This window comes from Acetobacter sacchari (genome assembly GCF_017377715.1).
GTDB lineage: Bacteria > Pseudomonadota > Alphaproteobacteria > Acetobacterales > Acetobacteraceae > Acetobacter > Acetobacter sacchari.
The window spans coordinates 22,601-29,576 of sequence record NZ_JAFVMF010000033.1 but is presented as its reverse complement, the minus strand read 5'-3'; the positions used below and the strand labels follow the sequence as shown (position 1 = coordinate 29,576).

Below are 6,976 nucleotides of genomic sequence, written 5' to 3'. Positions count from 1 at the left end.
CATTGATCATCGCGTAAACCGTAGCGCCGCATCTGTTTCTCTCCCCCAAAACCGGAAAAACAGTCGGCACAGAGCAACAGAAAGTACAACCCTCACACAATACTCTCAGCGATTAACTGACGACACGCCGTAACGTCTCCAGCGGTTGTAGAGCGTTTTGTGCGGACCGTATTCCCGGGGAGCATCACGCCAGCGCATACCATTGCGGTTCACAAAAATGATGCCGCTCAGCACACGGCGGTCACCAACGCGAGGTTTGCCGTGGCTCTTGGGAAAGAATGGCCGCAGACGCTCCATCTGTTCGTCTGTCAGCCAAAACAGGTCGCTCATCTTCAGTCTCCTCACAAAGCCTGAATCAGATTTCCGCAATCAAATCAATGGGGCCTGAGCCTAGTGATCAAATCGACGTCTGCCTCGATGATGATCCGGTAGAGCATCGAGGCTAGCGCGCCTTTCCGCTGGATCGCACGCTTTCTAGGTGGGAATTGAGTATTTCCTCTCTAAAAATGACTCCTGAGTCTCGCGATTAGAATTTGAAACTTGGGTCGACGATTGCGTGTGCGTCGAGAAAACGTGGAACCAGACGTGTTTCAGACATAAAGTCGGAAACCAACTGCTGTTTGGCAATAACGTCGCCACTGAGAGGAATGACTTCTCCGGCCATTCCCTTGATGACATCGCGAGCGACCGGCAGGGGCAACCCCACTTCCTCCGCCCAAACGGCAGCGTAAGCGTCAGGGTGCTTAAGCATCCACTGATGTGCGGCGCGATAACTGCGTAGATAGGCCACGATATTTTCTCGCTTGTCCCGGAGTGCATCATCGGTGGCGACTACATAGCTCAAGCCGCTCATCAATTTGCCTCCGTTCACAATCTCCCTAGCTCCATCGACAATTTTTGCGCTGGAAATATAGGGTCCCCAGGTCGCCCACGCGTCGACAGCGCCAGTTTGAAGCGCCAGTTTCGCGGCGGCGGGGGGGATGAACACGAATTGCACGTCGTCATATTTCAACCCGGAACTACGAAGCGCTGCAAGCGTCAGGTAGTGACCTGTCTGAGAACGCAGTGTTGCGACGCGTTTTCCCTTCAGATCGGAGATTGACTGTATGGAGCTAGCCTTCGCTACAACGATCGCTGTCGTCGTGCCATCTGTCTGGACGCCGGCGATCGCCTTTATGGGAGATCCCCCGCCCTGGGCAAAGACAAGTGGGGCGTCGCCGACTACGCCGATTTCCACGGCGTTAGCTGTCATTGCCTGTATCAACATCGGGGCGCCAGCAAATAGAGTCCAGCGCAGAGGTGCGTCTCCCTCATATGCAACTCCAGAGGCTTGAAATAATGACCTTGCGCCGCCCTTCTGATCTCCGACGAGTAGGGGCGTGCTAGCGACAGCGGGTCGCGCTGGCAGGGTAAGAGCGCTCAGGCCAACCAGAACTTGGCGGCGGTTCGGTTGCCGAATTTTTGATGGGTTTGTGGAGTTTAACATAATATCTCGGTATATTTCCCGATTTGATTCGATCGACAGTAATGTGGCGCGCCGACAGGTTTGTCTCTGCGCGATAGGGCGCTCAACATGAATTGCTGTGGGGACAAGTGACAGTGAAAATTCATCAATGGTGTCTTGGACGCAACTCATTGGTCGATCGCGTCATGTTTTCTACGAGCGCCACTGAAACTGACGCACGCTTATTCATGGTAATTTGCGCCTTTACTTGAGAATTCGTGCGGCGTTAATCTATGATTGTAGTGAAAAATTATTCATGAAACCGCATTTGAAAATAGTTTTACGTATAAATGTAATAATATTTTGATTTCGAAATTGATAACGTGTCGGAAATAATTAAATTTCAAAAAAAGTAATATGTGCATTAATTGATGGTGTTGCTGTGATGCAATATAAAAATTTTATGTTAGTAAAAATCCACAATATCCCTTGATTGTGTGAATAAAACTGATCTTCCTTAACGGGGAATGTCTAGGAAATTATCATCATGTTCGTAAAGCGAGGTCTGATTTTTGCGGCATCCGTTTCGATGTCCGCGCTCTGCAGCCATGCTTCGTCGGCTGCTTCCCAGCAGCAGGACCGCCAGACCTCTCCTTCGGATACGCACAAACTGAAGGTGAAGTCCTCCAGAATCTCGGCGCAATCCGGGCCTCGTAAAAACGAGGCAAAGCCTGTCTTTGGCGCGCGTGGAGCTGCTCAAGCTTCCACCGAGACTTTCATCGTGACAGGCACGCATGCCTACAACCGCACCGCTCGCACAAGCTCTGCGCCGATCACGGTAATTTCGTCAGCGGCACTGCGCCGGTCGGGCCAGATAAATCTTGCGGACGCCCTGACGCGCGTTGACCCGTCCATTACGACGCAGAATTTGGCCGGCGACGCGGGAGCCCTGACCTCGTCAATTCGGATGAGAGGCCTGAATCCTAACGAGGTCCTCGTTCTTGTCGATGGAAAGCGACGCCACGTCACAGGAAATATCTATGCGGATGGGGGGCCGCAACAGGGATCGACTCCCGTCGACCTGAACATGATTCCGGCGTCAGCGATTGATCATATCGAGGTGCTTCGTGATGGGGCTGCGGCTCTCTACGGATCGGATGCGATAGCGGGCGTGATCAACATTATCACAAAGCGAGCCGACCATGGCCTTAACGTCGTCGCGCAGACGGGCGCCAACGCGTATAATGGCGATGGGTGGCAATACCTGGTTGGTCTGGATGGCGGCTTCAAGCTTGGAAGCGATGGCTTTGTTCACCTCAGCGGCCAAGCCTACCATACTGACTTCTTTGTCTCGAAGTCGCGTGGCACGGACGATCACAGATGGACGGCGACATCGACATGGCCTGCCGACTCAAATCATAGCCAGATGACACCGGAAGAAACGCGGGGCAATCTGTCCATCGAGTGGGAGAAGCCTATTACTGAGAGCGTAAAAACCTATGGCCTGATCACTTATGCCCACCGCCATGCCGAGTCATACCAGAATTACCGTCTGCCAAGCACAGCTCCTTCTTATTATCCTGGCGGATTCTCCCCGCGTGAAGTGATCGATGAAGATGATTTTCAGGCCAATATCGGTGTAAAAGGCGATAACCTTTTCGGCTTTGACTGGGATCTCAGCACGCTGTACGGCCAAGATGGGGATGTGATCCGTAACAAAAATAGCGTAAACACTGGTTGGTTGTCGGCCTACGGCTGGTCGCCCACATCATTCAGGGCCGAAAATTACACGATGGCGCAATGGACAAGCAATTTCGATCTGCGTCGGAATTTCAACATCGCTCATCTGGTTCCGGTGACATTTGCTATTGGCGCAGAGCACCGACTTGAGACTTACCAGATAAAAGCCGGCGAACCAGCATCCTATCTCTATGGGGGCGCCGCCGCATATGCTGGCCTTACCCCGCAGAACGCCGGAAATTGGCAACGTAATGTTTGGGCGGGCTACATAGACGGCGATTTCCACCCACTGAAGCATTGGGATCTCGATTTCGCTGGGCGGTTCGAGCATTACACGGACTTTGGAAACACAGAGACCGGCAAGATTACAACGCGCTATGATATCACCCGGCGGATCGCGGTTCGTGCAACGATCAGCAACGGCTTTCGTGCTCCGAGCCTCGCTGAGGAGCATTTCAGTTCTCTCAACGTCAGCCCCACGGGCGCTACTGGTCTTTTGTCCACTACGAGCGCAGCGGGGCGTCTGATAGGGGCCAATCCACTGAAACCTGAGCGATCAACAAACGTAGAGGGGGGAATCGTCATAGAGCCTCTGGACGGGTTTCACATTTCGGCCGATGTCTATCAAATCAATATCCGTGATCGCATTACAGGTGCACAAGCCGTCAATGGGCAAATTGCCTATAATGCTATTGCGTTGACCGGCGTGCAGGTGCCAACGGGGCCTGGCGTCGACATCAGCGACATCAGCGCGAACTATTTCGCGAACGTTGGAAGCACGCGCACACAGGGGGTAGATATTCAGGCAGATTATCGTTGGCGGCTTCACCATTATGGAACGCTGGATCTTTCGCTCGCCGTCAACCTCAACCGTACGCGCATTCACCACGTCAACACCAATGCCTTTGGCCAACCGATGGCTAGCGCTCAGACCATCGGATACCTGACATCCGCGGCGCCACGTAGCAAAATTATCCTGAACGCGTATTGGACCGTCGGGCGATGGGACGTGAACGTACGCCAAACGCGTTACGGGCAAACGACGTCCATGCTATCGTATGACGATCTGGCGCCAGCGGCGATCCGTTATTCCACGACGCAATTCGCACAGTTCGTGAACACGCCGGTCTGGTTGACTGATCTCGAAGTCGGTTACAGAATCGATCCCCATTGGCACGTAGCGCTTGGCGCCAATAATATATTCAATCAGCGGCCCAGAAGACTCAATCCCATTAATAACTACCTCGGTCCGAGAATGTATGACCAGAGCGCCTCCGGGATTTCGATTGTCGGCGGTTATTATTACGGACGATTAAATGTGGGTTTCTAGGATCAGGACCTGTTAATTTATCGAATTGAGCGAGTTGTTGTGATTTACAGGCTTACGGTGGAGTGTGGGTCTGTGAGTGACGTGTTTTTGCTGTCTGAGCGCCAGATGGAACGGATCAGGCCGTTTTTCCTACTGGCAAATGGGGTTCCTCGAGTGGATGACCGTCGTGCTCTGAGCGGGATTATTTGCTGATTCGCAACGGTCTTCAGTGGAAAGACGCCCCGAAAGCCTATGGTCCGTGCAAAACCTTATATAATCACTTCATCCGATGGAGCCGCCTTGGTGTTTTTGACAAAATCTTCGTCGCCCTGACGGAGCAAGCTGGTCGTTCCAGACGTTTGGTGATCGACGCCACGGATCTCAAAGCTCACGGGACAGCTGCGCTCCTGCTCAAAAAGTGCTTTTCCCGGCCATGCCGGGCAAACTAGAGGCGGCCTGAACTCGAAGCTTCATGCCGTGTGCGACGCTCGGGGCCATCTGGTCCGTCTGTATCTGACAACGGGTCAGGCCGGTGACTTCAAGGGAGCGGATGTACTTCTTGCAGATCTTCCCGACGAAACAGAAAAAATCATCGGGGAGGGAGGCTATGACAGCGACCACATCAGGCTATCACTTGCACAATGCAATATCACTGCCTGTATTCCCCCGAAAAAGAGCCGGAAAGCAAAGCCGCCTTACGACTGGCATCTGTATAAAAAGCGCCATTTGATTGAAAACATGTTCGCAAAACTGAAAGGCTGGCGACGTACTGCAACCAGATACGACCGCTACGCCCACACTTTCATGTCCGCAATCCATATTGCCGCGACCTTCATTTTCTATCTTAACGAATGAGTTCTGAGCCTAGTTTATACAGGTAAACAATCTTTATGTTTCTTATTAAATCTCCGCGTGATATCAATATTTTGTCGCTCTGCTCTTTTGTTTTATTGATGAAATAAGCAAAGCGAAAAACATAATTAAAAAAACATTGATTTTATTTATTTTCTTTTACCGTAACGTTCCGAGATGGTTTGAACAAATCTAATCTTTGTCGGAACATCCGACTGGGGGAAATGCTTTTATGACGCAACCAAAGCGCAACTTCGCTTTAGGCGCTTATCTAAGCGGATCAGCGACCAATGGCGACGCCTGGCGTGCGCCCGAGGAGGACGTCGACGCGGACATCGAGTTTGCCCGGTATCGTGACTATGTCAGCTTGCTGGAGCAGGGGCGTTTCGATTCAATTTTTCTTTACGACAATGTGCTGCCGATTGCCGACCCCAGCGCTGTCGCCGACTCACCAGGGGTGCCGCGTTGGGACACTTTTACTCTGTTGGCTGCGCTGGCGGTCACATCCCGCCACATTGGCCTGATCGGGACCGCAAGCACCAGTTTCAATGAGCCGTATAATCTTGCTCGTCGTGTCGCTTCTCTGGACAGGCTCAGTGGTGGCCGCGCGGGGTGGAACGTCGTAACCGCGACCGGCGGTGGTGAGAACTTCAATCTGCCTCGCCATCTTGACCACGCCGATCGATACGAGCGCGCTCATGAATTCGTCGACGTCGTCACCGGTTTGTGGGATAGCGTCGCGCCCGGCGCATTCTTGCGCGACAAGCAAAGTGGACGTTGGCTGGACCCGACGCTGGTGCGGCCGCTGAATCATAAAGGTCGCTTTTTCAGCGTAGCTGGCCCCCTTAACGCGCCGCCTCCCGTCCAACGCCGTCCGGTGTTGGCCCAGGCTGGCGCTTCTGGTCCGGGGCGGGAACTGGCTGCGAGAATCGGAGAGATCATATATACTGCTGAGTACGATCCCATTGCCGGGCGTGCGTACCGCGCCGACATCTTGGCGCGCGCCGCTGCGCATGGGCGAGGAGAGGCGAATCTGCGCATTCTGCCGGGTCTTGCTCCGTTTGTCGGGGAAAGCGACGCTGAGGCCCGAGACAAATTCGAAAGCTACCTGCGCTACCTGGACCATGGCGAAAGCCTGCGGGGGTTGTCATCATACGCGAGCTTGGGCATCGACCTGTCAACATGGCCGGCCGACCGACCGATTGAACTGGGCGACGTTGCGGAAACGAACAGTCATAAAAGTCGTCAGTCCCTGATTGTGGATTGGATCAGGCGCGATCGTCCGACGCCGCAGGAGGTGCTGCGCCGCTTTACCCGCGGGGGGCACCGTATCATCGTGGGTACGGCGGGTGAGATCGTCGACGATATGGAAGGCTGGTACCGTAGCGGCGCCTCTGACGGCTTCAACATCATGTTCACATCGGCCCCTGACGGAATCAGCGATTTTGTAAGGCTCGTGACGCCGGAACTCCAGCGTAGGGGATTGCTGCGCACCCAGTACGTTGGGCGCACGTTGCGGGAAAATCTCGGGCTGCCCGACCCCGTTACGGTGTGACCGACCGAATCCTGCCCGTCCATGGCGTGTCCAGAGGACTCCTGGCTCGTTCCTGCGCACTTCGAGCATATTAGCG

At 53.8% G+C, this 6,976-nt stretch carries 3 protein-coding genes and 2 pseudogenes; 3 read left to right on the top strand and 2 right to left on the bottom strand.

Annotation, left to right across the window (positions count from 1 at the left end):
• Positions 1 to 114 precede the first annotated feature (114 nt).
• Positions 115 to 330 (bottom strand): annotated as a pseudogene (locus tag J2D73_RS19025) (transposase); the annotation flags it as partial.
• Positions 331 to 526: 196 nt separating this feature from the next.
• A complete protein-coding gene (locus J2D73_RS19020; RefSeq protein WP_207883900.1) occupies positions 527 to 1,486 on the bottom strand; it encodes an ABC transporter substrate-binding protein in 960 nt (319 codons plus the stop codon).
• A gap of 505 nt (positions 1,487 to 1,991) precedes the next feature.
• Between J2D73_RS19020 and J2D73_RS19015 the strand changes: the two genes are divergently transcribed.
• From J2D73_RS19015 to J2D73_RS19005, 3 genes and pseudogenes are all read left to right on the top strand, one after another.
• Positions 1,992 to 4,514, top strand: a complete 2,523-nt coding sequence (locus tag J2D73_RS19015) for a TonB-dependent receptor plug domain-containing protein (protein ID WP_408736862.1) — start codon at positions 1,992 to 1,994, stop codon at positions 4,512 to 4,514.
• Between the two features lie 72 nt (positions 4,515 to 4,586).
• Positions 4,587 to 5,348: pseudogene (locus J2D73_RS19010) on the top strand (IS5 family transposase).
• Positions 5,349 to 5,577: 229 nt separating this feature from the next.
• Positions 5,578 to 6,900 (top strand): LLM class flavin-dependent oxidoreductase, encoded by a 1,323-nt coding sequence (locus J2D73_RS19005; RefSeq protein ID WP_207883897.1) that lies wholly within the window; start codon positions 5,578 to 5,580, stop codon positions 6,898 to 6,900.
• Positions 6,901 to 6,976: the final 76 nt, after the last annotated feature.